General features: G+C 50.7%; 1 protein-coding gene. It reads right to left on the reverse strand.

Annotated elements, in window-relative coordinates:
• Window positions 1–3: 3 nt before the first annotated feature.
• Window positions 4–1,244 (reverse strand): IS3-like element ISSen1 family transposase gene (locus HV477_RS27850; RefSeq protein WP_131535535.1). Its coding sequence is split into 2 segments (ribosomal slippage), with 1,242 coding nucleotides annotated over them: window positions 4–908 and window positions 908–1,244; the frame shifts between segments, so codons are not numbered across the junction. This gene is flagged as partial in the annotation.

Raw genomic sequence — 1,244 nt, forward strand, 5'->3', positions numbered from 1 at the left:
TGACTAGTCCTGATATAGGTTGACAGTTTTTTGTCTGTAAAACGCCTGATGAACATCATCGGGCGTTTTGTATTTCAGGGCCAGGTGTGGCCGTTCATGGTTATAAATTGCCACGGACTCTTTTACTATTTCCCGCGCTTGCTCCAGGTCTGCAGGACGCGAGAGTAAAAACTCATTTTTCAGTATCCCGTTTATTCTCTCAGCCAGCGCATTCTGGTAGCAGTCGTAACCATCGGTCATTGAACAGGTTATTCCGTTTCGCTCATGAACTGACTGATAAAGTACCGAACAGTATTGCAGTCCTCTGTCAGAGTGATGTACCAGCGGACCTGTCGTTTTTCTCCGCCTCAGAGCCTGCCTGAACGCCTTTACCACATTTTCTGTCTGCAGGTTTTCCCCGACATGGTAACCCACGATTTTTCTGGAGCAGGCATCGGTGACCAGACTCAGATAGGCCGTGCCGCTGCGTAGTGGAAGGTAAGTAATATCGGCGACCCAGACCTGCTCTGGCTCAAGGGCGGTAACCTGTTCAGGACCGGGTTTCAGCAGATTAGGATGCCGGTAAAAGCGATGATGGCTGTTGGTGGTTTTGTGATATGCCCGTTTCACGGGTACCAGGAGCCGGTATTCACCCAGCAGATTAAACAGACGGTCCCGTCCGATATTCAGCGTTTTATCGGCCTGCATGTTCAGCAGATAGTGCAGTTTACGCGTACCGATTCGCGGCTGGCGGCACCGGGTACGGGCAACAAAATCAAGAACCTGAGCATGATGCTCCTGCCGTTTATTACATCTTGTATTGTACTGGTACCACGCCTGTCTGCTGTGCCCCAGGAACTGACATGCACGCGTAACTGTTATTTTGGGGGCCTGACTTTGCGTGAGGACTTGCCGGGCCGCTTTTTTACAACACTTACCCCGTAATCATTTTTCAGGACGTTGATAACGGACTCAAAAAACTCAGCTTTCTGGTTTGCCAGCTCAAGCTGTTCTTCAAGTTCCCTGATTCTTTGCTCGGGTGTCAGCGGGATAGTTGTCTGAGCCACAGGCAGTTTCCTCTTCACCAGGTCAGGAAGTCCGGGTCTCCAGTCAAGCCGGCCATATTTACGCAGCCAGACAAGTACGGTGGAGCGCCCCTGAATGCCATATCGCTGCTGGGCCTGTTTATAGGTCATCTCGCCTTTTTCGACCTGCTCAACGACGGCTATTTTAAAGGATAGAGGATAATCGCGTTGGGTGCGTTT

The organism is Salmonella sp. SG203, assembly GCF_013350575.1.
GTDB classification, from domain to species: domain Bacteria; phylum Pseudomonadota; class Gammaproteobacteria; order Enterobacterales; family Enterobacteriaceae; genus Salmonella; species Salmonella enterica.